Origin of the sequence: Candidatus Macondimonas diazotrophica, from assembly GCF_004684205.1 — a bacterium.
GTDB lineage: Bacteria > Pseudomonadota > Gammaproteobacteria > UBA5335 > UBA5335 > Macondimonas > Macondimonas diazotrophica.
In genome coordinates this window covers 24,922-49,483 of record NZ_SRIO01000002.1, presented here as the reverse complement: position 1 = coordinate 49,483, position 24,562 = coordinate 24,922, and the positions used below count along the sequence as shown (strand labels likewise).

The following is a 24,562-nucleotide window of genomic DNA, read 5'->3' as shown; positions in this document are numbered from 1 at the left end:
CGGTTGCGGCTAGAGCATCACCACATCGAACTGTTCGTTGTGGTACACACTCTGCCGCTGCAAGCGAATGGGCCGCCCCACGTGCTGCTCGAGTTCGGCCAGATGGACAGTCTTGTCTTCAAGCAGGCGGTCGATCACAGCATCGGAAGCGAGCACCAGCAAATCGCGCGTATCGCATTGCCGCGCAGCGCGCTGCACCTCCCGCAGGATCTCGAAACAGACGGTTTCGATCGACTTGACGTAGCCTCGTCCATTGCACATGGGACAAGGGTCGCACAGAATGTGGCCGAGGCTCTCCCGAATCCGCTTGCGCGTCATTTCAACCAGACCAAGCGGCGAGACCGCTGAGATCTTGGTGCGTGCCGGATCGCGCTCCAGACACTTTTCCAGCGCCCGCACCACCTGGATCCGATGCTCGGGATCCTCCATATCGATGAAATCGATGATGATGATTCCGCCCAGATTGCGGAGCCGGAGCTGCCGGGCGATCGCCTGAGTCGCATCCAGGTTGGTACGGAAAATCGTTTCCTCGAGATTGCGATAGCCCACATACCCGCCGGTGTTCACATCGATCGTCGTCATCGACTCGGTCTGGTCGATCACCAAGTAACCCCCGGATTTCAGAGGCACCTTGCGTTCCAGCGCACGTTGAATTTCATCCTCTACGGCATAGAGATCGAAGATGGGGCGTTCACTGGCGTAAAGGTTGATTTCGACGTTGTGGTCGGGAAAGAACGTTTCGGCGAAACGCAGGGCCTGTTCGTACATTTCAGGCGAATCGATTCGCACCCGCTCCACCTGCGTACCGCCCAGGTCGCGCAAGGTCCGCAACGCCAACGGCAGGTCGTCATGGATACGCTGACCCGCGGGGGTATCCGTCATGCGCTGCCCAATGGCCCGCCAGATGCGGTGAAGCATCGCCATGTCGCGTGCAATGGCTTCGTTGCTCGTCCCTTCACCTGCCGTGCGCACGATGTAGCCCCCGGGCAGTCCCTGGTCTCGCAGTTGGGTGACCAAGGCGCGCAAACGCCGACGTTCCGCCTCATCCTCAATCCGCGCCGATACGCCGATGTGGTCCAGTCCCGGCAGAAACACCAGAAAACGTGACGGAATGCTAATCTGCGTCGACAAGCGCGCGCCCTTGCTACCCAGCGCATCCTTGATCACCTGCACCAAAATCTCGCTGCCTTCTTGCAACAAAGACTCGATTTTTTCCAGTTTCCCGGTAACCTGCGGGCCTTCACCGTCGGTTTCGAGATCCGCCGATTCAGAACCACCCAGTCGCGCCTCACGCATGTCGGCCACGTGCAAAAACGCGCTGCGCTCCAGTCCGATATCGACGAAAGCCGCCTGCATGCCTGGCAACACCCGCAGCACCCGGCCCTTGTAAAGGCTCCCCACGATACCCAGATGTGTGGCCCGTTCGATCAGGATTTCCTGCAGTACACCGTTCTCCAGCAGGGCGACGCGGGTTTCCTCCGGCGTGACATTGATGAGAATCTCTTCGTTCATGATCATCGACTTGTTGCCGTTTTGGCGCCAACCTCAAGCGGATGGACCCAAGGAAAAACCGGTACAGAGAAGGACTGCAGCAAGAGGGCTGTTTCCCGCAAGGGCAATCCCATGATGCCGGAGTGACTGCCCCGAATCCGGCTGATGAATACCGCGCCCAACCCCTGAACGGCGTAACCACCTGCCTTGTCAGCTGGCTCTCCGGTGTCCCAGTAAGCCGCGCGTTCGGCCGGGCTCATCTCGGCCATGGTGACGCGGCTCTCGCTCACCACTACCCGGGCCTGATCTTGACGCACCACGGCCACGGCTGTCAGAACCCGGTGTTCGCGACCCGATAAGGCTGCCAACATGGCGAGTCCGTCTTCGCGATCGGCAGGTTTCCCGAAGATCCGCCGACCCAGCACAACTGCGGTATCCGCGCCCAGAACCGGCAACGTCCCTACACCGGGCTGGCGACAACCGGCGTGTGCCTTGGCCAGCGCCAACCGCCGAACATAGGCCAAGGGCATTTCCCCGGCCTTGGCCGTTTCATCGACTGAAATACGGACGCATTGGTAGGAGACTCGCAATAAGGCCAAAAGGTCCCGTCGCCGCGGTGATGTCGACGCGAGGTAGAGATGAGGCTGGTTCATGCTGGCCGGGTCATCCGTTGACACGGGGAATATCCTAATGATCAGTCGCGGTGGTAGGGATGACCCTTCAATAGGCTGTGCGCCCGATAAAGCGCCTCAGCGACGACGACCCGGGCCAAGCCATGTGGCAAAGTGAGTGCCGAGAGCGACCATTGTTCGCGCGCGTGCGCTTTGCAAGCCGCTGAAAGGCCGTCCGGGCCACCCATCAACAGCGCGACGTCCTGGCCGGAATTCATCCAGCCCTCGAGGCGTCTCGCCAATTCGCGACTGGTCCACGCCGTGCCCCGTTCATCGAGCGCGACGACCCAGGCGTGCGACGGAATGGCCTTGATCATCCGTTCCGATTCGACGGCCAAGGCGTGCTGAGGATCGCGCCCCTTGCCCCGTGGCCCCAACGCCAGTTCGGTGAGTTCGAGCCGGCACTCCCCAGGGAAGCGCCGACTATATTCGCAAAAGGCCGTGTTGACCCACTCGGGCTGACGCGGGCCCACGGCGATCAGACGCAACTGCACCGGAACCGCTCAACCCTCGACCGACGCGGAACGAGGCGCGACATCCCAGAGCTTTTCGAGATTGTAAAAATCCCGCACTTCCGGCCGCATGACATGCACGATGACATCGCCGAGGTCGACCAGCACCCAGTCCCCGGTCTGCTCGCCCTCCACACCCAGCGGGCGGATTCCCGCCTCACGGGCCCGCTGCAATACATTGTCGGCCAGCGATTGGACATGCCGCTGGGACGTGCCGCTGGCAATGACGATGCTGTCGGCAATGCTGGTCAATCGGCGCACATCCAGCGCCACCACATCGACGGCTTTGATTTCGTCCAGCGCATCGATCGTCAGGGTTTGAAGTTGCTCACTATCCATGAAATTGATACCAATGTTCCTCGTCGATCATGCGCCATACTGCGTCGGGGACGAGGTAGCGCGGACTCTGTCCCTGGTTGATGAGTTGCCGCAACCGGGTAGCGGAAATCTCCAAGGCCGTCACGCGATGAAAATAAACGCCCCCGGCCGGCGTGGCTTGCAGTTGTTCCGGATTCATGAAGACGCTGCCGCGCCACCAGGCGCCTTCCGGCCGCTGGGCACCACCCGGGCGACTCGCGACCACCACGTGGGTCAGCTCGGCCAACGCTTCCCAACGGTGCCATGAAGGCAAGAGCGAAAACGCATCCATTCCCAGAATGAGACACAAAGGCTGTTCGGTGCCCACCTCCCCGCGCAGGTCGATCAACGTATCCACCATATAGGAAGGCCCGGGCCGCTCCAGCTCCCGGAGGTCGAGCGTGAATCCTGGCTGATCGGCGATCGCTGCTCGCAGCAAGCGTACGCGCGCATGCGCGTCGAGTGCCGGATCGGAGCGATGCGGCGGGCTCGCCGCTGGAATGAAACGCACCTCCTGGAAAGCCAGTGCCTCCATGACCTCCAGCGCAATGCGCATATGCCCCAAGTGAACCGGATCGAATGTTCCACCCAGAAGACCGATCGGTGCCATCATGCGGATTCAGGTCCGGATGTGACCATCGCCCAACACCACCCATTTGAGCGAGGTCAGCCCCTCGAGACCCACCGGACCACGCGCATGGAACTTGTCGGTACTGATGCCGATCTCCGCGCCGAGACCGTATTCATAGCCGTCGGCGAATCGGGTCGAGGCATTGACCATAACCGAACTGGCATCCACCTCGCGCACAAAGCGCTGGGCGCGGCTGTAGTCCTGTGTGACGATGGCGTCGGTGTGACCCGATCCGTAGCTGTTGATGTGGTCGATGGCCGCATCAAGTCCGTCGACGACGCGCACCGCCAAAATGGGTGCCAGATACTCGGCAGTCCAATCCATCTCGGTCGCGGCCTCCATGCCGGGCACCAGCGCACAGGCCCGCGAACATCCCCGCAAGACCACACCGGCCTGCTCGAAGCGGCGGCCCAGTTCGGGCAACAGCCGATCAGCGACGGCGGCATCCACCAGCAGCGTTTCCATGGTGTTGCAGGTCCCATAGCGCTGCGTCTTGGCGTTGATGGCGATGCGCATCGCCTTATCGGGATCGGCCGCCCCATCGAGATAGACATGACAGACCCCGTCCAGGTGCTTGATCACGGGCACCCGCGCCTCGCCGGCGATCCGCTCGATGAGGCCGCGACCGCCGCGCGGTACGATCACGTCCACCCACTCGGGCATGGTGATGAGATGGCCCACCGCCGTGCGATCGGTAGTCTCGATCACCTGTGCCGCCGTCTCGGGCAAGCCGGACTGAACCAGAGCCGCGCGCAGGCAACCGGCAATAGCCTGGTTGGAACGCCATGCCTCGGACCCGCCGCGCAGGATGACGGCATTGCCCGATTTCAGGCACAAGGCAGCGGCATCGGCGGTTACATTGGGCCGGGACTCATAGATGATCCCGACAACGCCCAAGGGGACGCGCATCCGGCCCACCTGAATTCCCGACGGTTGCATCTTGAGGTCGGTAATTTCGCCCACAGGATCGGGCAACGCCGCGATCTGTCGGACCCCATCGGCCATGGCATCGATCCCTGCATCGGTCAGCGTCAACCGATCCAGCAAGGCCGAGTCCAGTCCCGCGGCCCGGGCATGCTCAAGATCCTCCCGATTGGCATCCAGCAGCCGAACCCGGTCGCGCGCCATTGCATCGGCCAGCGCCTGAAGCACTGCGTTCTTCACCGCGGTGCTGGCTCGGGCCAACTCACGACTGGCTCGCCGTGCGTTGCGACCCACGGTTTGCATGTAAGCGCTGAGATCAGGTTCTTTCGGATAGGCACTCATGATCACTGTCCTGCTGCGGCTTCCAGCCTCTCGGGGCGGTAAGGCCGGGCGATGCTATGCGTCCAGTCTACCAATTCTGTCCACAATGCGCCGGGAATCAGTCCCTTTGCGAGCAGATCGAGGCGCACGCCGCCGACCAGCAGCTGCCGCCAGTGATCGCGTGGCGCCCGTCGCCGCGCCTGTTCCAGGGCACGGCGACGCTGCGGCGGCAAGCCGCCCGGCAATGCGCCATCCTTACTCAAGCCAGCGAGCAACCGCAACTCGCGCATCAGTGCCCACAGCAACAAGGGCGCTTCCAGCCCTTCCTCGCGCAAGCCGAACAGGATACGACGGGCACGCAGTGCATTCCCGGCCACCGCCGCCTCGGCCAATGTCTGCACGTCAAATCGCGCCTGATGTCCCACGGTCGCCAGCACCGTTGCCTCGTCGACCTGATCGCCCCCCGCCAGAAGGGCCACCTGGGCCAATGCCTGATGCGTTGCGAGCAGGTTACCCTCGGTTCGGTCGACCAACAGATCCAAGGCCTCGGGTTCGATGCGCAGCCGAAGCCGGCCCAGGCGGCTCCGAATCCAGGTCGGCAATTCGGTGGCACTCACCGGCCAGACCTGAACCGCGACTCCGGCCCGTTCCAGCGCCTGATACCACTTGCTGCCTCGGGCCGAGGCATCCAGCATGCCGCACAGCACCAAGAGTACGACATCGGGTGCGGGGTCGGTGGCATAGGTCTGCAGGTATCGGGCCCCGATCTCACCGGGCTTACCGCCGGGAACACGCAGTTCGACCAAGCGACGATCCCCAAACAGGGAACCCGAAGCCAATTCACTCGCCAAGGCCGACCAGTCGAATCCGGGCTCGGCGAACATCACTCGACGCTCATTGAATCCGGCTTGGCGCGCAGCGGCACGAACCGTATCGGCCGCTTCTTCCACCAGCAAGGGCTCATCGCCGCCCACCAGATAAATCGGCGCCATAGCCTGCTCCAGAGCGGCTGAGAGTTTTTCCGGAGACAGTTTCAAGCGTTTTCCGCCTGGATCGACAGCTGACGCAGGATCTCGCGAGCCACCTCGCGGCGTAGCGCATCGGTGATCTCAAGCGCGCGTTGCTCGTCAGTCAAGGGGTCGCCTTCGGCTTCGCTCGTCAGATAGTCGCGGCGGCGCTGCACCGTCCGCGTCGGCTGAAGAGGTTTTCCGTCGTGCAATACATCGTATTCCGCTCGCATGATGACCGCATAATCGCGCCCCTTCCCGGTGCGGTCGACCGCCAGAAGCTGTCGCTCGATGCGGTCCCGCCGGACCACGATCACCGTCTTCGCCTGACGGGCGGTATCAGCCTGAACCACGCCGGCGAATCGCAACTGGTCGCGCAGTTCGTAACCCAATCGGGAACCGCTGCCACTGTCCTGAACATAGACCGGACTGAATCCAGCCGGCACGCGGAACGTCCCTTGCAGCTGCCAGCCGCAAGCCGTCAACGCCAGCAGCGCAGCAGCGCCCATCAGGATCAACTCGCTCCACCGCACGACCCTGCGCAAACGCCCCCGCACCGGGTCAGACGACCACATTGACCAACTTCCCGGGCACTACGATCAACTTGCGCACCTCAGCACCTTCCAGAAAACGCTGCACATTCGGTTCGGCCAAGGCGACTTGCCCGACCGTTTCACGATCGGCATCCACCGGCACCCGGATCTGACCACGACGTTTGCCATTGACCTGCACCACGATCTCCAACTCGTCGCGCTCCAGTGCTGCTGGATCGGCTTCGGGCCAGACCGCGTCCATTACCAGACCGGGCTGACCCAGCGCTTCCCACAGACCCTGCGCGATATGGGGCACCATCGGTGCGAGCGCACACACCGACAGCAGCATGGCCTCCCGCGCAACGGCACGCCCCGCCGGGCTGTCGTCGGTCCAGCGACCCAAGGCATTACTCAGCTCCATGACCGCGGCGATGGCCGTATTGAAGGTCTGCCGCCGGCCGATGTCGTCGCCCACTTTCGCAATCATCTGGTGCGCCTGGCGGCGCAGGTCGCGCTGGGCTTCATTCAGCGCCGCAGGTTCGACTGCGCCTGGGGCGGGCAGTTCGGCCTCGGCCATTACCAGACGCCACAAGCGCTTGAGAAAACGCGACGCGCCTTCCACGCCGGCATCCGACCACTCCAAGCTCTGATCGGGCGGCGCGGCGAAGAGGATAAAGAGACGAATGGTATCGGCACCATACCGATCGATCAGCCCCTGCGGATCGACGCCGTTGTTCTTGGACTTGGACATCTTCTCCATGCCGCCGATCTCGACCAGCTGGCCATCGGCCTTGAGCGTCGCGGCAACCATGCGGCCCTTATCGTCGCGCTGGACATCAACATCGGCCGGATTGATCCAGTCCTTCTTTCCGTCGGGCTGCTGACGGTAGAAAGTGTCGGCCACGACCATGCCCTGCGTGAGCAGGCGGGTGAACGGCTCGTCGCCCGAGACCAAGCCCTCGTCGCGCATCAGCTTGTGGAAAAAGCGCGCATAGAGCAGGTGCAGGATGGCGTGCTCGATGCCACCCACATACTGATCCACCGGCAGCCAGTAGCGTGCCGCATCGGGCTCGACCATGGCGCTGGCCGACTGTGGCGAGGCGTAACGGGCGTAGTACCAAGACGATTCCACGAAGGTGTCCATGGTATCCGTTTCACGCCGCGCGTCGGCACCGCATTGCGGGCACGTGCACGCGTGGAACGCAGGCATTCTTGCGAGCGGGTTTCCTGCACCGTCCGGCACCACATTCTCCGGCAGCACCACGGGGAGATCCGCTTCCGGCACCGGCACGTCACCACAGTTCGCGCAGTGGATGATGGGGATTGGACAACCCCAGTAACGCTGGCGCGAGATCCCCCAGTCACGCAGGCGGAATTGGGTCTTGCGAGCGCCGTGCTGTGTGCGCTCCAGGTCGGCAACGATGGCATCAAAGGCTTGCTGAAAGGTCTTGCCATCATAAGGACCTGAGTTACACGTCACCAAGCCTTCCTTCGCTGCATACCATTCCTTCCACACGCTCGAACTGAAATCGTTGTCTGTGTCGGCCGGCTGGTAGACCTGGATAATCGGCAACGCGTAAGTTCGGGCGAACTCGAAATCTCGTTCGTCGTGCGCTGGCACGGCCATCACGGCGCCTTCGCCGTAGCCCCACAATACATAGTTGGCGACGAACACGGGCAGGCGGTTCCCGGTGAGCGGATGGACGACGAACTGGCCGGTCGGCATGCCTCTCTTTTCTGCCGTGGCCATGTCGGCCTCGGCCACCGAACCGGCTTTGCATTCGGCGATGAAGGCCGCGAGCTCGGGGTTCTGCTGAGCGGCGCGGGTCGCCAACGGGTGTTCGGCAGCCACCGCGACATAGGCCGCGCCCATCAAGGTATCGGGACGGGTGGAATAGACGCAAAGCTGACCGCTCTCGCCGATGCTGGCTTCGTCGTAGTCGAACACGATATCCGCGCCGAAACTCTTGCCGATCCAGTTGCGCTGCATGGTGCGCACCTGCTCAGGCCAGGCTTCAAGTTGATCGAGATCGCTGAGAAGTTCCTCGGCATACTTCGTGATCGCGAAGTAGTACATGGGAATTTCGCGCTTTTCGACGAGCGCGCCCGAACGCCAGCCGCGCCCATCGATCACCTGTTCGTTGGCCAGTACGGTCTGATCCACCGGATCCCAGTTCACCACGCCCGATTTCTTATAGATCACACCCTTTTTGAAGAGCTTGATGAACAGCCACTGTTCCCAGCGGTAATACGCCGGATCGCAGGTCGCAATCTCGCGTTCCCAGTCATAGGCAAAGCCCAGCCGCGCCAGTTGATGCCGCATCTGCGTGATGTTCTCGCGCGTCCACCGCGCGGGCGGCAAGCCGTTCTTGATTGCGGCGTTTTCCGCCGGCAGGCCAAACGCATCCCATCCCATCGGTTGCAGCACGTTCCTGCCGCGCATGCGTTGGAATCGGGCAATGACATCCCCGATGGTGTAGTTGCGCACATGCCCCATGTGCAGCCGTCCGGAAGGATAGGGAAACATCGCGAGGCAATAGAATGCCGCTCTGCCAGGCTCTTCACGAACCCGAAATGCCCCGCCGGCCGCCCAGACGTCCTGGACGCGCGCTTCCAATTCTTGCGGCTGATAATCCGCCATTAGTGCTCCGACTCGTGGATATTCAGATCAACATTGGAGAATAGCCCAAGGACTGGAACCCCCTCAACCAAAGCAGATTCATCCTGGGATACAATGAAGCGTTTGAACCGATGCGCATACCAGCGCGGCCACGCTCGCCCTGCGGCCGATGCAAGACCATGGATGCAAAGTGGGGCAAGCAGCCGGAGAACGCCAAAAGAGACCGTATTTTCGAGGCTTGGGATTCCTTGAGCGAGCGCGCAAGCCGTGCCCCCATCAGCTCAACCGGCGACCGGAGCAGCCGGGCGCGACGCGTTTTCATGGACTCATCCGACCCGTATTCCATTGGAGCCAACATTGAAAACCTGTTTTCCGTCTTCTGCCGCCCCTCATCGCTCTTCCATCTCTCGGGTGCGCGCATGAATCATTTACGTTTCCACGGGCATGCCACCCGATCCGGGAAGCTACGCTGGTCGGTCAGGCTTCTGGGCGTGATCGGCTTGATGCTGAACGGGTTTGCCATGGCGGAATATCGCAGCTATCCGCTCCCGGCCCCACAGAACGCGGTCGTCGGGCAACTGCTTCAGTATCCCGCCCAGCATGAAGACACACTACTGGACATTGCCCGACGCTTCAGTCTCGGCCATGACGAAATCATCCAAGCCAATCCACAGGTCGACAAATGGCTGCCCGGGGCCGGTACCCCCGTCCTGCTGCCGACGCAGTTCATCCTGCCACGCGGACCGCGCGAAGGCATCATCCTCAATGTTCCGGAGATGCGACTCTATTATTTCCCGCCCGCTTCGAAAGCCTTGGGGCGCCAGGTCATCACCTACCCGGTCAGCATCGGTCGAATGGATTGGAATACCCCTCTCGGCATGACCCGCGTGGTGCGCAAGGACAAAGATCCGGCTTGGTACCCACCTGCTTCGATCAAGAAGGAACATGCCGAGCGGGGCGACATCCTGCCCGATATCGTCCCGCCTGGACCCGACAATCCTTTAGGTCAGCATGCCATGCGCCTGGGCTTCAGCGGCTATCTGATCCATGGCACGAACAATCCCTGGGGCATTGGAATGCGGGTAACACATGGTTGTGTCCGCATGTACCCCGAGGATGTCGCGCAGCTGTTCAAGTGGGTCGATGTCGGAACCTCGGTCGAGATTCTCAATGACCCGGTGAAGGTGGGATGGCTGGACGGTGCCCTTTACTTGGAAGTTCATGAGCCCCTGGAAGAAACCAACGCCAATGCAGACCGCCTCTATGAAATGGCGATGCAAGCCATTCTGTCGACAGTCGGTAACCAGCCGGTTCGCATCAGTTGGGCCTTGGTTCGGGACATGGCCGGCTTTCCAGACGGCGTGCCGAGGGTCATCTCCATCGAAAACACATCGGGCCCGGCGCAGCAAGTGACACCAGCTCCGCAAGCCCGCGGAGATACAACGCTTGCACATCAAGACTGAACTCGACTGACGAACCCACACCCCATCATTGAAACCCGCGTCCGACTTCTCATCTGGACGCGGTGCCGGAAAAATCCATAAAAAAACCGCCGGGCTTGCCGGCGGTTCTTGAAGGCTTCAGATCTTCCGTATCGGGAAGATGCGCAGCACTTACTTATACATGGACTTCTTGAACATCCGGTTCAGCTTCTCATCGGTGGCTTCAGCCGTGCTCTTGGCATCAGCAGCCATGGCCTTGGCTTCCGCAGCAGAACGGGCCGCAGCAGCAGCGTCGCGCTTGGCGGATTCAGCAGCGGCAGCGGCAGCCTGCGCATCTGCAGCGATGCTGTCCAACTTGGCATTCATCGCTTCTTTTTCTTTAGTGCTCGAGCAGCCAACCAGACCACCACCCAGCGCCACGGCCACGATCAAGGGAGCTGCAACTTTCTTCGCCAGCATAAAAAATTCTCCTGAATAAATCCAAACGGGTTCATGAAAACAGGATTACGCGCATCGAACATTTGGGAAACCCCCAAGTCCGTCGCCGACGGCGACCGTCAATCCGTCGCCCAGCGCGTGCACAGTGTCGGGCTTTCACCACGGTTTTTCAAGCGTTCAACGTGTGTTTCTTGATCGAGTTCAGACAAGCCACGGGCTTACTGGATCACGACACGATCGCCCACCCGGACCAGATTTTGAAGTTGCTCAATTTGCTCATTGGTCAGAGCGATACAGCCTTGGGTCCAATCGAATTGTTGATGAATGCGCAGATCACCACGCCCGACGCCATGGATGCCGATATGCCCACCCAAACGCGTGTTCTGAGGCGGCAGGATTCCTTGGAATGTTGCGTACTGCACCGCCCAAAACTCGTCGTCACTGATCTGCCCAGCCTCGTGCGCGGCTTTGGCATGGACGGGGTTCGGGTAACTCAGCCCGATGAAGATGTGAAAGCGATCGCTTTTGCGGACCTCGGTGATGCGGAATTCGCCAAGCGGTGTTTTGTGATCCCGGGTGACCTTGGATGGCGTCACCCCGCCCCGGCCTAGAGCGATCGCATTGAATGTCCAGACAGGCTCCTGATCGTGCATGACCGACAGCGCATGCGTCTGTGTATCGATCAACACCCACCGTGCTCGCGGTTGATCAGCGCATACCGATCCAGTCCATGTCATGGACACCAGAGACACCAGACAGACCAACACCCAGAATTTGACCCGCATCACCCATCACCCGTGAGATTTCTGGCATCGATTCTAAGTGATGCGGCGCAGCCAGACCATGGAGCCCGCCACGATGGGCGCTCCATAATCGATTGGGTACGGCGAGCAGCAGCCGAGATGACCGATCCCCTGCGCTCCGTTTTGACTGCGCACAGCGAGCGAAGGCAGGGCGATCAACGTGGGTAGCGCAAAACGCGCGGACTGCGACTGCACAATTCCAGAATCAGGGGAGAGATCACGGACACCGCGAGCCCCCTCACCGCAAAGCACTGCGGTGAAGGGGAATACACCGGTATGGATGAAGACTCAAGCCGATTCCGGATAAAGGATCGCAGCATCGTCCTGACGCGATCTGGCCTCCAAGGCCGGAATGCCGCTTTTCGCATTCGCTCGATCAGCCAATTCCCGCTCCTCTGGCGTGGCCCACTTCTCATCCCATTCGATGAGCTGGGGCGTCGAAAGCTTGTACCACAGGGGGGGAATGGTGCCTGCAAGAATCGTCACTAAATAGCCGAATCGCAGCCTGGGGGCATTGGGAATATTTTCGAGATTCCAGAATTCCACCGAACCATCCAGATGGTGATGGGTATGACGGGATCCTCCGGCCAATAGCCAGAAATCAAACCGGTTGGCGCAGTCCCATGCGTGATGCGGCTTAACTTCCGAACCCGGAACGCGCGTAATGCCGTAGTGCTGTCCATAAGTGGCGAGCTTGTAGGCAAAGTGCGTCCACAAAGCAGCCAGCGAGAAGAACAGCAGGCCCATGAAGCCGGATACCCACGTCACAGCCAGGAACAACGCGGCTTCTGCAGCCCAGCCGTGCAATAGTCGGTTTTTCCATGAAAACTTACTCAGCCCAAGCCGCCGCATGCGATCCGTTTCGATATCCCACGCCATGCGATAGTCACGGGGCATGGTGCGTAGGAAATACCGGTACAGCGATTCCCCACGCAGCGCGGTACTGGAATCATCATCAGTGGCCACCGTGATGTGGTGACCCGGTCCGTGCTCGATCGCGTAATAGGTGAATGCGGCGGGAATGCCGGCTACTCGAGCGATGAATGTCGCCAAGGGCTCCCGAGTCCGGTGACTGAGCTCGTGACCAAGACCAATCGCTCCGGCACCGCCAACGGTTCCCACCATGAGGGTGTAGAACAACAGGCTGGCGACGCTGTTGCCTTGATGTGCTTCGGTCATGTCCGTATGCGTCAGGGCATAGACGGCATCCGCCAGACCGAGGAGGTCAGTGCCGCGGAAATGGAACGCCAGGACCCACAGGAATACGAGATACAACATCAGAGTCAGCAGGATATACGCATACATCATGGCCACGAAAACCGCGGGTCGCTGATAGTCGTGGTTGTATTCAGTTTCGCCCAACGCGAATTCGAGGAGAACCAGACCGCCAATGACCCAAAGCAAATGCCAGCCTGGCGTGAGCCCGTGAACAAGGGAGTACAGAGACAGGGAGACCAGAAACAAGGGGAAGAAAAACTTCAGATAGTGAAATGAACTTGTCAAACGCGCCGTCAGTCCCATGGCATTACCCTCCAATCCATAAGAGAATAGCATCCGCCAATGCCATACCCAAAAATATCAATACAAAATTAATCTATTATTGACTTGGCAATGCTAGTCAATCGTCCTCGATCGTTCAAGGCAATTCCGATGAATGGTGCGTGATCGCAGCCTCCAAATATAGCTTGAAAAGAGAGGCTATTGAACCCGGAACTTCGTCCGCAGTTTGGCACTCTTAGTCATCGAGTGCCAAAATAGCAGTGACGTTGCCTGCGGAAAGAGGGATATCCATGACTGCACAGACTGCTCTGATGCCATTGACTCGCGAGCTCCCGGCCGTGTCCGACAGCCTGGACGCCTATCTCGCCCGCATTAGTCGTGTCCCGCTTCTTAGCGCCGAAGCTGAGCGGGATCTGGCCCTGCGCTGGCACCGGGATCAGGATCTCGAAGCGGCTCGCCAGCTGGTGCTCGGAAATCTGCGTTTCGTGGCCCATATCGCCCGTGGCTATCGCGGCTATGGGCTGCCGATGCCGGATCTGATTCAGGAAGGAAATATCGGCCTGATGAAGGCCGTCAAACGCTTCGATCCCGACATTGGCGTACGCCTGGTATCCTTCGCGGTCCACTGGATCAAGGCGGAGATTCACGAATACATCCTGCGCAACTGGCGCATCGTCAAAGTCGCCACCACCAAAGCGCAGCGGAAACTGTTCTTCCATCTGCGCAGTGCAAAGCAGCGACTGGGCTGGTTCAACCATGAGGAGGCAGAGGCGGTCGCCCAGGAACTCGGTGTTCCCACGGAAACCGTGCTGGAAATGGAAGCCCGTCTCAGTGGGCAGGACGTCGGTCTCGATCCGATTGGGGATGCCGATGATCGCCATGCCGGTGCCGCCCCGATTCATTTCCTCTCGGCACCCCAAGAGGTCGATCCGGCGGACATCGTCGAGCGCGAGGATTGGACACGCGCCACTCACGCGCAGCTGCATACAGCACTGGAAAAGCTCGACACACGAAGCCGCGACATCCTGTATCGACGCTGGGTTCGAGAGCCCAAGGCCACACTTCACGAACTGGCAGATCTCCACGGCGTCTCGGCTGAACGCATCCGCCAAATCGAGATGACCGCTCTACGCCGACTTCGCGCTACGCTGGACCATGACCCCTACTGACAAGCAGCCCTGTGTCCCCATTAATGGGGCAAGTAGTGATCCACGAGTAGCAACGCGAACAGCGCCATGAGATAGGTGATCGAGTAGCCGAATGTCCGCATCGGCAGATCCGAACGCGGGGAAATCAGGAGCGCCACAGCATAGGCGATGAATCCCGCGCCGAGGATTCCGGCCCCGACCAGATAAACGGGACCGCTCATGCGGGTAATGTAGGGAAGCAAGCTGACGACGACCAACAGCACGGTATAAAGCAGAATCTGTACCCGCGTAAACGCGACGCCATGGGTCACAGGCAGCATCGGAATGTCGACGCGGGCATACTCCTCGACCCGGTGAATGGCCAGAGCCCAAAAATGTGGCGGCGTCCAGACAAAAACGATCAGGAACAGCAACAGGGCATGCGGATCGAGGGTTCCCGTAACGGCCACCCAACCCAGGACGGGGGGCGCCGCGCCCGCAGCGCCACCAATCACGATGTTTTGCGGCGTCGCTCGCTTCAGATAGGCTGTATAAACGACCGCATAGCCGACCAATGACGCCAAGGTCAGAATCGCCGTCAAGACGTTCACCCAGACCAACAGGATCACCATCGACAACGCCCCGAGGATCGCCGCGAAGATCAAGCTCTGACGGACACCAACCGATCCGGTCGGCAGAGGGCGGCGGTGCGTGCGGGCCATGCGGGCATCGGCCTGGCGATCCAGCACATGATTGATCACTGCGGCACAGGAGGCTGCCAGCCAAATGCCCAGAGAGCCAAAAAACAATGCATGCCAGGGAATACCCACCGGCGTGGCCAGGAACATCCCGACCACAGCAGTGAATACGAGCAGGGCGACCACTCGCGGCTTGGTCAAATCAAGATAGGCCCGATAGGACGATTGCGACACCTGAGCCACCGATGATGAATCAATACGCATGACGCGTGCTCACCTCACGGTCGCCCATCAACAGATGGATCACCGTGACCAAGGTGAGCAACAGCACCGCTGCCCCGCCGTTATGGGCGGCTGCTACCGGCAACGGCAGGTGACCGACCACCGTGGCAATTCCCAAACCGACCTGCAGCAGTAATGCGGCTAACAGTGCCATGCCTGCCGGGCGCAAGATCGGCCGTGGGGGCCCTAGAATCAGCAGGAGCGCGAAACTGCCCAACACAACAAACGTCGTCACTGCACCAACTCGATGCGCGAGATGAATCGCCACCCGACCATAGTTGTCGAGCACACCGCCTTCATAGTCGATCCCGATGCCCCGCCAGAGAATGAATCCCTCATTGAAGTCAGCAGCCGGCCACCATTGGCCGTGGCAGGTCGGAAAATCGGGACAGGCCAATGCCGCATAATTGCTGCTGGTCCAACCCCCCAATGCAATCTGGGTCGTGAGCACCGCCAGCGCGCCGATAGCCGCCCAGCGCCACAGGCCGCGGACAGGCTTCGCGCCCTGGACGCCCAATGCCCCAGTCCTCAAGGTGATCCATGCCAACAACGCCAATGTCGACATCCCCCCGAGCAGATGCCCCATGACGATGAGGGGTTTGAGCAGCAAGGTGACCGTCCACATGCCCAACAAGGACTGAAAGATAATCAACCCCAGCAGAAGGATGGGCAACATCACCAGCTGCCCGGGCTCACGGCGTCGCCGCCAGGCAAGCAGCGCCAATGCCAGCACCAGCAGGCCCAAGGCCCCGGCCACGTAACGATGCGCCATCTCCTTCCAAGCCTTGGCGGTCTCGAGCTGACGATGCGGATAGGCCGCATTCGCAGCATCTGCCTGTGCTTCCGCCGGCACCTTCCAGTGCCCATAACACCCCGGCCAGTCCGGACAGCCCAGGCCGGCCTCGGACAAACGCACGTAACTCCCCAGGACCACCAATATCAAGGTCAATGCGGTCGCCAGCGCCGCCAGACGAAAAAACCAGGAATAACGCATCTCATTCATCCGATTTGGGAAAGGCGCAACAGTCGCTCCAAATCCGCCAAGATCCCCTTGGGATCCGCATCGATGCCATAGCGCATCATCAGGTTACCCAAGGGATCGACCACGTACAGTTGTGTACCGGGCCACGGCGCTCCCGGAGCAGACGAAGAAAACCGGCGCGCCGCATCAGGCGAGGCCAGTACGGCTACGATGAGATCCGGGTGCAACTCATGGAGCGCCTGCACGTCGCTCGGATCCGTCGGGGCCGACGGCAGCAGATAAATTCGCTGAACTCGATCCGTGTGCTTCCCCAGCGCTGTTCGCACCTGCCGAATCTGATAAAGGAACTCCTGGCAACCCGCGTCGCATGTCGCCAATCCCGGATAGATCAAGGACCAACGGCCGCGCAGGATGTCGGTCGGCAACGATACTCCATCCAGATCCTTTAGCGAAATATCCGAAAGTGTCTGAACCGGGCGGATCAGTTCGCCGTGATTCGCGTGCTGATCCGGCAACGGCCAACGATCGGCGTTGGCATACCAGACCGACGCCAACAACAATGGGCCGAAAAACAGCGAGGCCAACAGCAGCAGAAGCAAACGCCCACGCCATTGACCGCGTGTACCCACAGTCTCGTTCATCATATCAATGTCATTACGCTCATCTATGTCGGCGCCAGAACACCACGCTGATAACCACCCAGGTCAGCGCCAAAGAAGCCCACTGAAAGGCGTACCCATAATGCCGTTCAGGAGGCATCACCACCGGCCGCCAGTTGCGCTCGAAACCGTCAGGCTCATGGGAATCCAGCTGAAGTAACAAAGGATAGACGCGCGAACCCAGCGCTTGTTCAAGTTCGGCCGGGTCCGGGTATACCACAACTTTCGGCCACCCATGAGGCTCGACCGACGCTCGAAAAGACCAACCGGAGCGGGGGAATCTCACCAGCATGCCGCACACTTCACGGTCATTCTCGGGAACACGCAAGGAGCCCGCCGGTGCCCGATTGGCATCCTGAGCCACCCAACCGCGATTCACGATAACAGGATCCCCGTCCGCCGGCTTCAGCGGCGTCCATACATCAAAGCCCGCTATCCCATCATGGATCTGGCCATCCAGAAGGAATTGCCGATCCTGTTCATACCGGCCGGTGAAACACGCCTTGATGAACGCAACACCTGAAGCCGAAACCGAACGGGCCGCATCGGCGTTGACCTCAAGCGCCCCGGAATGAGCCTGAGCCGCGCCATACGCTTCCAAAAGCCGGCTCTTTTCCTGGCCACGCTGAAACTGCCAGAACGCAAGACCGACCAAGAGACTGAACACCGCGAGCCAGCCAATGACAATCACCAGCCGCCTGAGCACGCTCAAGAAAACTCCCGGTTCGGGACATCCATGGCAATAGACCCTGGCGACAATCCGCAGCTGCCGCCATAAAATGCGTCTTTATATCGAGCCGAAAGCCCCCTTGCCCTGCTTTCGCCGCTTGTCAAAACCGGCCACCTTCTCATACCCCTGCCATACCATTCAGGTCGTGCTAAACCATGCTTGTCAAAACAATTATCGTCGTCATCTTTCTCGGCATTCTCTACAGTCTCGGCTCCGGTCTCTATTTCCTGCTCAAAGACGAAAAAGGGGAAGGACGCACGGTTCAGGCACTGACGTGGCGGATTGGGCTGTCAATCGCACTGTTCGTTCTTATCCTGATCGGAATTGCCACCGGAGTCATCCAACCTCATGGCCTTTATCCAACACGTTGACCGAAGAAAAGCCGGAATGCGCATCCACCGCATTCCGGCTCATGACCGGGCATCAGAGAATATAAACAAAGATGAACAGGCCCAGCCACACCACATCAACGAAGTGCCAATACCACGCTGTTGCCTCGAAGGCAAAATGACGCTCGGGACGGAAATGTCCCTTTAGTGATCGAAATAACATCACCGTCAGCATGATCGTGCCCAAGGTCACATGAGCGCCATGGAAGCCCGTCAGCATGTAGAACGTCGATCCGTAAATGCCGGATTCCAGCGTGAGATTCAGATGCTCATAGGCATGGACATATTCTTCGGCCTGAAGCACCAAGAATCCGATGCCCAGGGCGACGGTAATGGCCAGCCACAAACTCGTACGCGCCTGGTGCCCTGCACGCACGGCGTGATGGGCCAGCGTAACGGTCCAGCTGCTCGTCAGGAGGATAGCCGTGTTGATCGCTGGTAATCCCCATGCTCCGACCGTCGAGAATTGCCCCCCAAGCGCATCCGGGCCATTGGTCGGCCATGTCGCTTCGAAATTCGGCCAGAGCAGCAAATGTGTCATCGATTCTGCGCCCGCCCCCGACAGCCACTGAATAGCCAGCATGCGTGCGTAGAAAAGTGCGCCAAAGAACGCTGCGAAAAACATCACTTCCGAAAAAATGAACCAAGCCATCGCCCAGCGGAATGTGCGGTCCACCTGTGCGTTGTACATATCCGCGAGACTTTCGCGAATCACCGCGCCGAACCACCCAAACAACATGACGACAAATATCGCCAGCCCCAACAGGGATGCGTAATATCCCCAGGAAATATTGTTCAGGCCGACCGAAACCCCGCCCACGAGCAAGAACAAGCCGATGGAACCCACAATGGGCCAGTAGCTCGGTTCGGGAACGAAGTAGACTTCTTTGTCGTGGCTTGCGTGCGCCATTAAAGGAATCCTCTGGTAATGCCTGAATGGTTTTTCACACTTCGACGCCACCTCCCTGACAGGAGGTGCAGTCATGAAATCATGATCCTGCCGGCCTCCCGGCAACGAGATCTGCCTGGGGAGCTGCGTCAAAAAATGTATAGGAAAGCGTCAACGTATCAATATCCGCGGGCAGCTTGGGATCGACATAAAAGCGAACAGGCATGTGCCGTGTCTCCCCACCCTCGAACTTTTGCTCCGTAAAACAGAAGCACTCGATCTTGCGCAGGTACTTGGCTGCTTCCCCCGGCGCGACACTGGGAACCGCCCTGCCGATCATGGGGCTCTCACGCAGATTCTGTGCGTAGTAAGTGACGGTCTCGATCGCGCCAGGATGAACCTTCAGACTGTCCGTATCCGGTTTGAATGCCCAGGGAAGGTCTTGATTTCGGTTCGCAACGAACTGGATCGTCACGGTGCGCGACAGATCAGGCGCCTCAACCTCTTCACTGGCAACGACCGCCATGCGTCCGTTGATCCCGGTCAGATCGCAGAACACGCGATACAGCGGAACGATTGCAAAGCCAAACCCGAACATCACAACGCACACCAAAGCGGCCTGCGTCAGCACCGATCGATGCGAGGCGCGGCTCCTGAGATGCTGGTTTTCGTCCATGGCATCCTCCGCTTTAACGCAGACTCATGGCAATGAAAAATGCCACATACACGATGCCTGCGAGCAAAAGCAGCCACCGTACCGTACGGCGAATGGCTGCCCGCTGTGTGTCTCGCGATGCCGAAGACAACTGCCTAATCCCCCGCCATCAACGAATCACGGGGGGAACCGTGAAGCTGTGATACGGCGGCGGCGACGAGAGCGTCCATTCGAGCCCCTCGGCACCTTCCCAGACCTGATCGGTTGCCTTTTCGCCGCCGCGGACACATTTGATGACAATGTACACGAACAACAGCTGTGAGAAACCGAACAGGAACGCCCCGACGGTCGAGATCTGGTTGAAGGTCGTGAACTGCAGCGCATAGTCCGGAATTCGACGGGGCATGCCCGCCAGTCCCGAGAAATGCATGGGGAAGAAGGTCAGGTTCACGCCAATCGTGGACAACCAGAAATGAAGTTTCCCCAGACGTTCGTCATACATGTGCCCCGTCCACTTGGGGAGCCAGAAATACACGGCGGCCATGATCGAGTAGACGGCGCCTGGCACCAGAACATAGTGGAAATGCGCGACGACGAAATAGGTATCGTGATACTGAAAGTCGACCGGTGCCATCGCGAGCATCAGCCCGGAGAACCCGCCGATCGTGAACATGAAGACGAACCCAAGGGCAAACAGCATGGGCGTTTCAAACGTCAACGAACCGCGCCACATGGTGGCAGTCCAGTTGAACACCTTCACGCCGGTGGGAACAGCGATCACCATCGTTGCGAACATGAAAAACAGCATGCCCGCCAACGGCAGACCGACCGTGAACATATGATGCGCCCAGACGATGAACGACAAAAACGCAATGGCGGCCATGGCATAGACCATAGACGCGTGACCGAACAGGGGCTTGCGCGAAAAGGTCGGGATGATGTGGGAAACCACACCGAACGCCGGAAGGATCAAGATATACACTTCCGGATGACCGAAGAACCAGAACACGTGCTGGAACAGGACGGGGTCACCACCGCCAGCCGCGTTGAAGAAGCTGGTCCCGAAATACCGATCGGTTAATAGCATGGTCACCGCACCGGCCAACACGGGCATCACAGCGATGATCAGGAAGGCGGTGATCAGCCACGACCAAGCGAACAGCGGCATTTTCATCAGGGTCATGCCCGGCGCGCGCAGATTCAGGATGGTCGCAATCACGTTAATCGCGCCCATGATCGAGGAAATCCCGAGCAAGTGGACCGCGAATATCAGGAAAGGGAAAGCCGGACCGGTCTGCAACACCAGCGGCGGATACATGGTCCATCCACCCGCGGGCGCGCCACCGGGCATGAACAGCGTGGCGATCAAGAGGGTGAAGGCGAATGGGAGAATCCAGAATCCCCAATTGTTGATACGCGGCAGCGCCATATCCGGCGCACCGATCATGACGGGCAGCAGCCAATTCGAAAGCCCAACGAACGCCGGCATCACGCCACCGAAGATCATCACCAAGGCATGCATGGTGGTCATCTGATTGAAGAACTCGGGACGCACCAGCTGCATGCCTGGCTGAAACAGTTCGGCACGAATCACCAGCGCCATAACGCCGCCGACCAGGAACATGAGCAGTGATATCCAGAGGTAGAGCGCCCCCAGGTCCTTGTGATTGGTCGTTGTCAGCCAGCGCCGGAAAAATCGCGGATCGGGGCCGTGGTCATGGTCATCGTGCACAACAGCATGGTCAGTCATCTCTTTTCTCCCACCAATCCGTTCATCGGGCAGCGACGATGGTTGATTCGGCATTCATCGCGGTCTGCTGCGGATTCTCGGCGCGCTGCGCCTCGAGCCAAGCCGCATAGTCTTCAGGCGTCTTCGCCTCGACGACAACGGGCATGAAGCCATGATCGCGCCCGCATAGTTCGGCGCACTGTCCACGGTACACACCGGGCACATCGATTTGCGTCCAGAATTCGTTGATGAAGCCGGGAACAGCATCTTTCTTCACGGCCAGTTCGGGAACCCACCACGCATGAATGACATCGTTTGAGGTGATCAGGAAGCGAATCTTTTGGCCAATCGGGACGACGACCGGATGATCCACGTTAAGCAGGTAATGATCGACCGACTCCAGATCGATCTGTGCACCCAGCTGGCGGGCCGCATTGCTATCCTGAGCCAGCGCGCTATAGAACGACACGTTCTCATCGAGGTAGTCGTAGTGCCACTTCCACTGATACCCGGTAATCTTGATGGTCATGTCAGGCGAGCTGGTGTCGTCCATCTTGATCAACATGCCAGCGGCCGGAATCGTCATCACGACCAGAATGGCAAACGGGATGATCGTCCAGATCAATTCGATCGCGGTGTTTTCATGAAAGTGGGCAGGCTCGGCGCCAGAGGATTTGCGGTGCCGAATGATCGAATAGAGCATTGCGGAGAAGACCAGTGCACCGATCGCCACACAGATCCAGAACATCGCCATATGCAGATCATGCACGCCGCGGCTGATCTCGGTGACACCTTCGGGCATGTTGTATCGCATTTCGGCATGCGCACTCCCGATTCCCACTAAAGTCGTCGTGGCCGCCAGAACCACCGACATCGCTTTGCTGCGCATCCGCTCACCTATCATGCCACTCGCACTCCTCAAGCCTTGGTTTACGGGATTCGTTGCCATCACAATCCCGGCCTCACCACTTCTTTCAATCGTTTCGCCAACCGCCGCCGTTCGAATTCACTCAGGCCACGGCCCAGTTCGAGCCGTTCACCCCGGCTGACCAACCACAGCCGGGAAGGCTCTGCTGCGGCGTCCAGACGAATGCGTGCCCATACTTGTTCGAAAACGGCAACCTGCTCTGGGCCTCGACGGCCGGATTCAACCCGGATGCGTCCCGACTCGATCCGCACCACCTGCCGGTACGCATTACGGCGCAGACAATGCCGCAGAGTCAGAATGACCGCAAGACTTTCAAGCCCGGCAAAGGGAAGAATAGGCCAAAGCCCCATCATCCCAGCCCATACGGCCCCGATCACCAACGGGGCACAAGCGAGCAAGCCAAATACCCAAGCAGTTCTGGGCGTCAGGGAGCCATCCGGAGCGATGACACAGCAAAATGGCTGTTCCGCCAAAGGCGCACTGGGGGAGTCCATCGGCACCTCCCGTCGTCGAAACGGTCAGCATACGCCCTGCTGGCCGCATCATCCGGTGGCACAGAGAAGGGCTAAAAAGCCGGGAGATCGTACTTGATCAAGATCACACCCGCAAGCCGTTTGGCTTGTCTATCGCGCAACCTTACCCACTGCGTCCGCCCAGCGTGGACTGGAGCAGCACCGGATTCAGGTGGGCCTCGGCAGGTCCGTCGTATGGAATGACACCCAGACACGGCACCGGCATGCGCGCCTGCAGTGTGGCCAGATTGCCCGCTCCAGCCGCCATATCGCGCTCGAGGTGATTGGCAACCCAGCCACACAGCTGGCCACCGATAGCCTGTGCAGATAGCAGCGCATGGTTCAGACAGCCCAACCGCATGCCAACCACCAGGATCACGGGCATACCGAGCCGCCTGGCAAGATCCGCCATTTCCCAATCGTCACCGAGTGGCACCCGCCATCCGCCGGCGCCTTCGGCCACCACCAGATCGGCTCGATCGGCCAACGTGCTGAATGCGCCCAAGATCCGATCAGGACAGATTTCGACCCCCGCCGCCTCGGCAGCCAGGTGCGGTGCGATGGGTGGCACGAACGCGCAGGGATTGACGAGATCATAGGGCACATCGACCGTGCTGGCCCGCATTAGGGCCAGCGCATCATCGTTGCGCAGTCCGCAAGGCGTAAGGGCGCAGCCCGTTGCCACCGGCTTGAACCCGGCCACCTTCAGGCCTTGCGACGCGAACAGGCGCAACAGACCGCTCGAGACATGCGTCTTGCCGATCTCCGTATCCGTTCCCGTAACGAACCAGCCGTTTGTCATCATCAGATCCGTGTCCTGGGGTTGCGACGCAGGCTCGACAGCGGCACCGACACCTCGTGGTCCCGGGGTGTCGAAGCGGACCGATCCGGCGCCCAGGCATGCCCGTAGACCAGTTCCATGCTGAGTTCCAGCGATTCATTCGGGCATTGTGCGAGATAGTGCCGTTGCATGGATTCGAAACGCCGCCTTCCGGTCAGTCCCCGGTGCCGCGCAATGAGCGAGTTCCCCCATCCGGCCTGGCGCAGATCACCGAACAAGGCTGGAAAGTCGGGATAGGTGAAGGTCAGCCGTTCCACGTCCATCACCGGATCGGCCAGCCGTGCCCGGACCAGCGCATCGCCGACGTCGTGCATGTCCAGGAATGGATGGACATGCGGCTCGTCATCCACTGCAGCCCACGCACGGCGAAATTCCTGGAAGGTATCCGGCCCCAGGGTCGTGAACAGGAACAGACCCCCGGGTCGCAGAATACGCGCCACTTCGGCAAACACGGGTTCCGGGTCGGTGAGTGCGCAGAGCATCAGATTGGAGAACACCAGATCGACGCTGTCACTGGTCAGCGGCATGCTGGGCACATCGGCCTGAACGCCATGCGGCGGCCTTTTCCAGAATGGAAGCCGCATGCGGCGCATCGGCGCAACCTGCGCCAGGCGCGACCGACTGACATCTACGGCGACGACGCGTGCATGGGGATAGCGCCGCGCCAGGGCACGGGCACCGGCGCCCGAGGCACTGCCCAGATCAACCACCCAGCGCGGCGCCAGCCGCATGTAATCAAGCCGCTCCAGCAGGCGACTGCGCGCTTCGGTCAGCAGGACGCTGTGTGCCAATCCTTTCCCCGCACGCGCGTAGCGGTGTCGCACTGCGCGATCATCCAGTCGATGCGGCGCCAGCGTCCAGTCCACCGGACGGTCGGTCATACGGCAATCT

At 60.1% G+C, this 24,562-nt stretch carries 26 protein-coding genes; 3 read left to right on the top strand and 23 right to left on the bottom strand.

Going from position 1 to position 24,562, the window contains the following annotated elements; all coding sequences use genetic code 11:
- Window positions 1-9 precede the first annotated feature (9 nt).
- The 9 genes from rng to leuS are packed head-to-tail and all read right to left on the bottom strand — an operon-like array spanning window position 10 to window position 9,088.
- Window positions 10-1,512: a ribonuclease G gene (gene rng / locus E4680_RS01800; protein WP_135280668.1), complete on the bottom strand. Its 1,503-nt coding sequence runs from the start codon at window positions 1,510-1,512 to the stop codon at window positions 10-12.
- A gap of 2 nt (window positions 1,513-1,514) precedes the next feature.
- A complete protein-coding gene (locus E4680_RS01795) occupies window positions 1,515-2,168 on the bottom strand; it encodes a Maf family protein (RefSeq protein WP_320410111.1) in 654 nt (217 codons plus the stop codon).
- A 17-nt stretch (window positions 2,169-2,185) separates the two neighbouring features.
- The gene (gene rlmH / locus E4680_RS01790; RefSeq protein ID WP_135280667.1) at window positions 2,186-2,656 is read right to left on the bottom strand and encodes a 23S rRNA (pseudouridine(1915)-N(3))-methyltransferase RlmH; all 471 of its coding nucleotides are present in this window, start codon (window positions 2,654-2,656) and stop codon (window positions 2,186-2,188) included.
- Between the two features lie 9 nt (window positions 2,657-2,665).
- Window positions 2,666-3,013, bottom strand: coding sequence for a ribosome silencing factor (rsfS, locus tag E4680_RS01785; protein ID WP_135280666.1), 348 nt, complete (start codon window positions 3,011-3,013; stop codon window positions 2,666-2,668).
- A complete protein-coding gene (gene nadD, locus E4680_RS01780) occupies window positions 3,006-3,644 on the bottom strand; it encodes a nicotinate-nucleotide adenylyltransferase (protein ID WP_240696078.1) in 639 nt (212 codons plus the stop codon). The genes rsfS and nadD overlap by 8 nt, the downstream gene beginning before the upstream one ends.
- Before the next feature lie 6 nt (window positions 3,645-3,650).
- Complete coding sequence (locus tag E4680_RS01775; protein WP_135280665.1) at window positions 3,651-4,928, bottom strand: glutamate-5-semialdehyde dehydrogenase; 1,278 nt, start codon at window positions 4,926-4,928, stop codon at window positions 3,651-3,653.
- A gap of 2 nt (window positions 4,929-4,930) precedes the next feature.
- Entirely contained in the window at window positions 4,931-5,944 is a 1,014-nt protein-coding gene (holA, locus tag E4680_RS01770; protein ID WP_135280664.1) for a DNA polymerase III subunit delta, read from the bottom strand.
- Window positions 5,941-6,489, bottom strand: a complete 549-nt coding sequence (locus E4680_RS01765) for an LPS-assembly lipoprotein LptE (RefSeq protein WP_135280663.1) — start codon at window positions 6,487-6,489, stop codon at window positions 5,941-5,943. The genes holA and E4680_RS01765 overlap by 4 nt, the downstream gene beginning before the upstream one ends.
- Window positions 6,476-9,088, bottom strand: coding sequence for a leucine--tRNA ligase (leuS, locus tag E4680_RS01760; protein ID WP_135280662.1), 2,613 nt, complete (start codon window positions 9,086-9,088; stop codon window positions 6,476-6,478). Before leuS ends, E4680_RS01765 begins: the two co-directional genes overlap by 14 nt.
- A 398-nt stretch (window positions 9,089-9,486) precedes the next feature.
- Here leuS and E4680_RS01755 point away from each other — a divergent pair, with 398 nt between their 5' ends.
- The gene (locus E4680_RS01755) at window positions 9,487-10,530 is read left to right on the top strand and encodes a L,D-transpeptidase family protein (protein ID WP_205688706.1); all 1,044 of its coding nucleotides are present in this window, start codon (window positions 9,487-9,489) and stop codon (window positions 10,528-10,530) included.
- A gap of 150 nt (window positions 10,531-10,680) precedes the next feature.
- On the opposite strand, the gene E4680_RS01750 is transcribed toward E4680_RS01755, so the two are convergent.
- The 3 genes from E4680_RS01750 to E4680_RS01740 form a co-directional block, all read right to left on the bottom strand.
- On the bottom strand, window positions 10,681-10,968 hold the full coding sequence (locus E4680_RS01750) for an Lpp/OprI family alanine-zipper lipoprotein (RefSeq protein ID WP_135280661.1): 288 nt from the start codon (window positions 10,966-10,968) through the stop codon (window positions 10,681-10,683).
- A 197-nt stretch (window positions 10,969-11,165) separates the two neighbouring features.
- Window positions 11,166-11,636, bottom strand: a complete 471-nt coding sequence (locus tag E4680_RS01745; protein ID WP_240696077.1) for a L,D-transpeptidase family protein — start codon at window positions 11,634-11,636, stop codon at window positions 11,166-11,168.
- Window positions 11,637-12,038: 402 nt separating this feature from the next.
- On the bottom strand, window positions 12,039-13,271 hold the full coding sequence (locus E4680_RS01740; RefSeq protein WP_167792327.1) for a fatty acid desaturase: 1,233 nt from the start codon (window positions 13,269-13,271) through the stop codon (window positions 12,039-12,041).
- A gap of 269 nt (window positions 13,272-13,540) precedes the next feature.
- On the opposite strand from E4680_RS01740, the gene rpoH reads away from it, so the two are divergent.
- A complete protein-coding gene (rpoH, locus tag E4680_RS01735; protein ID WP_205688705.1) occupies window positions 13,541-14,419 on the top strand; it encodes an RNA polymerase sigma factor RpoH in 879 nt (292 codons plus the stop codon).
- Between the two features lie 20 nt (window positions 14,420-14,439).
- Here rpoH and cyoE read toward each other — a convergent pair whose 3' ends face one another.
- The 4 genes from cyoE to E4680_RS01715 are packed head-to-tail and all read right to left on the bottom strand — an operon-like array spanning window position 14,440 to window position 17,704.
- Window positions 14,440-15,333 (bottom strand): heme o synthase, encoded by an 894-nt coding sequence (cyoE, locus tag E4680_RS01730; protein WP_205688720.1) that lies wholly within the window; start codon window positions 15,331-15,333, stop codon window positions 14,440-14,442.
- Window positions 15,329-16,351, bottom strand: a complete 1,023-nt coding sequence (locus tag E4680_RS01725; protein WP_135280658.1) for a COX15/CtaA family protein — start codon at window positions 16,349-16,351, stop codon at window positions 15,329-15,331. Before E4680_RS01725 ends, cyoE begins: the two co-directional genes overlap by 5 nt.
- 5 nt (window positions 16,352-16,356) lie before the next feature.
- The gene (locus E4680_RS01720; RefSeq protein WP_135280657.1) at window positions 16,357-16,983 is read right to left on the bottom strand and encodes an SCO family protein; all 627 of its coding nucleotides are present in this window, start codon (window positions 16,981-16,983) and stop codon (window positions 16,357-16,359) included.
- Between the two features lie 16 nt (window positions 16,984-16,999).
- Window positions 17,000-17,704 carry an SURF1 family protein gene (locus E4680_RS01715; RefSeq protein WP_240696090.1) on the bottom strand — a complete coding sequence of 235 codons (705 nt, stop codon included), beginning with the start codon at window positions 17,702-17,704 and terminating at the stop codon, window positions 17,000-17,002.
- Window positions 17,705-17,883: 179 nt separating this feature from the next.
- Between E4680_RS01715 and E4680_RS01710 the strand changes: the two genes are divergently transcribed.
- Window positions 17,884-18,099 carry a twin transmembrane helix small protein gene (locus E4680_RS01710; protein WP_135280655.1) on the top strand — a complete coding sequence of 72 codons (216 nt, stop codon included), beginning with the start codon at window positions 17,884-17,886 and terminating at the stop codon, window positions 18,097-18,099.
- Window positions 18,100-18,151: 52 nt separating this feature from the next.
- On the opposite strand, the gene E4680_RS01705 is transcribed toward E4680_RS01710, so the two are convergent.
- The 7 genes from E4680_RS01705 to E4680_RS01675 form a co-directional block, all read right to left on the bottom strand.
- Window positions 18,152-19,027, bottom strand: coding sequence for a cytochrome c oxidase subunit 3 (locus tag E4680_RS01705; RefSeq protein WP_135280832.1), 876 nt, complete (start codon window positions 19,025-19,027; stop codon window positions 18,152-18,154).
- Between the two features lie 79 nt (window positions 19,028-19,106).
- Window positions 19,107-19,682, bottom strand: coding sequence for a cytochrome c oxidase assembly protein (locus tag E4680_RS01700; protein ID WP_135280654.1), 576 nt, complete (start codon window positions 19,680-19,682; stop codon window positions 19,107-19,109).
- 148 nt (window positions 19,683-19,830) lie between these two features.
- The gene (gene ctaD / locus E4680_RS01695; RefSeq protein WP_135280653.1) at window positions 19,831-21,411 is read right to left on the bottom strand and encodes a cytochrome c oxidase subunit I; all 1,581 of its coding nucleotides are present in this window, start codon (window positions 21,409-21,411) and stop codon (window positions 19,831-19,833) included.
- A gap of 22 nt (window positions 21,412-21,433) precedes the next feature.
- Window positions 21,434-22,294, bottom strand: a complete 861-nt coding sequence (coxB, locus tag E4680_RS01690; protein WP_240696076.1) for a cytochrome c oxidase subunit II — start codon at window positions 22,292-22,294, stop codon at window positions 21,434-21,436.
- 44 nt (window positions 22,295-22,338) lie between these two features.
- Entirely contained in the window at window positions 22,339-22,812 is a 474-nt protein-coding gene (locus E4680_RS01685; protein ID WP_135280652.1) for a DUF2244 domain-containing protein, read from the bottom strand.
- 142 nt (window positions 22,813-22,954) lie between these two features.
- Complete coding sequence (gene bioD / locus E4680_RS01680; RefSeq protein ID WP_240696075.1) at window positions 22,955-23,635, bottom strand: dethiobiotin synthase; 681 nt, start codon at window positions 23,633-23,635, stop codon at window positions 22,955-22,957.
- Window positions 23,635-24,552 carry a methyltransferase domain-containing protein gene (locus E4680_RS01675; RefSeq protein WP_135280651.1) on the bottom strand — a complete coding sequence of 306 codons (918 nt, stop codon included), beginning with the start codon at window positions 24,550-24,552 and terminating at the stop codon, window positions 23,635-23,637. Before E4680_RS01675 ends, bioD begins: the two co-directional genes overlap by 1 nt.
- Between the last annotated feature and the right edge of the window lie 10 nt (window positions 24,553-24,562).

Bases quoted from the DNA above. Each gene is read 5' to 3' on its own strand.
- E4680_RS01725 (WP_135280658.1), bottom strand. From the start codon at position 16,351: ATGCGTTATTCCTGGTTTTTTCGTCTGGCGGCGCTGGCGACCGCATTG.
- bioD (WP_240696075.1), bottom strand. From the start codon at position 23,635: ATGATGACAAACGGCTGGTTCGTTACGGGAACGGATACGGAGATCGGC.
- E4680_RS01755 (WP_205688706.1), top strand. From the start codon at position 9,487: ATGAATCATTTACGTTTCCACGGGCATGCCACCCGATCCGGGAAGCTA.
- leuS (WP_135280662.1), bottom strand. From the start codon at position 9,088: ATGGCGGATTATCAGCCGCAAGAATTGGAAGCGCGCGTCCAGGACGTC.
- E4680_RS01775 (WP_135280665.1), bottom strand. From the start codon at position 4,928: ATGAGTGCCTATCCGAAAGAACCTGATCTCAGCGCTTACATGCAAACC.
- rng (WP_135280668.1), bottom strand. From the start codon at position 1,512: ATGAACGAAGAGATTCTCATCAATGTCACGCCGGAGGAAACCCGCGTC.
- nadD (WP_240696078.1), bottom strand. From the start codon at position 3,644: ATGATGGCACCGATCGGTCTTCTGGGTGGAACATTCGATCCGGTTCAC.
- E4680_RS01685 (WP_135280652.1), bottom strand. From the start codon at position 22,812: ATGGACTCCCCCAGTGCGCCTTTGGCGGAACAGCCATTTTGCTGTGTC.
- E4680_RS01740 (WP_167792327.1), bottom strand. From the start codon at position 13,271: ATGGGACTGACGGCGCGTTTGACAAGTTCATTTCACTATCTGAAGTTT.
- ctaD (WP_135280653.1), bottom strand. From the start codon at position 21,411: ATGACTGACCATGCTGTTGTGCACGATGACCATGACCACGGCCCCGAT.
- rpoH (WP_205688705.1), top strand. From the start codon at position 13,541: ATGACTGCACAGACTGCTCTGATGCCATTGACTCGCGAGCTCCCGGCC.
- rsfS (WP_135280666.1), bottom strand. From the start codon at position 3,013: ATGGATAGTGAGCAACTTCAAACCCTGACGATCGATGCGCTGGACGAA.
- E4680_RS01705 (WP_135280832.1), bottom strand. From the start codon at position 19,027: ATGGCGCACGCAAGCCACGACAAAGAAGTCTACTTCGTTCCCGAACCG.
- E4680_RS01700 (WP_135280654.1), bottom strand. From the start codon at position 19,682: ATGGACGAAAACCAGCATCTCAGGAGCCGCGCCTCGCATCGATCGGTG.
- E4680_RS01720 (WP_135280657.1), bottom strand. From the start codon at position 16,983: ATGATGAACGAGACTGTGGGTACACGCGGTCAATGGCGTGGGCGTTTG.
- E4680_RS01710 (WP_135280655.1), top strand. From the start codon at position 17,884: ATGCTTGTCAAAACAATTATCGTCGTCATCTTTCTCGGCATTCTCTAC.
- coxB (WP_240696076.1), bottom strand. From the start codon at position 22,294: ATGATAGGTGAGCGGATGCGCAGCAAAGCGATGTCGGTGGTTCTGGCG.
- E4680_RS01750 (WP_135280661.1), bottom strand. From the start codon at position 10,968: ATGCTGGCGAAGAAAGTTGCAGCTCCCTTGATCGTGGCCGTGGCGCTG.
- E4680_RS01675 (WP_135280651.1), bottom strand. From the start codon at position 24,552: ATGACCGACCGTCCGGTGGACTGGACGCTGGCGCCGCATCGACTGGAT.
- E4680_RS01765 (WP_135280663.1), bottom strand. From the start codon at position 6,489: ATGTGGTCGTCTGACCCGGTGCGGGGGCGTTTGCGCAGGGTCGTGCGG.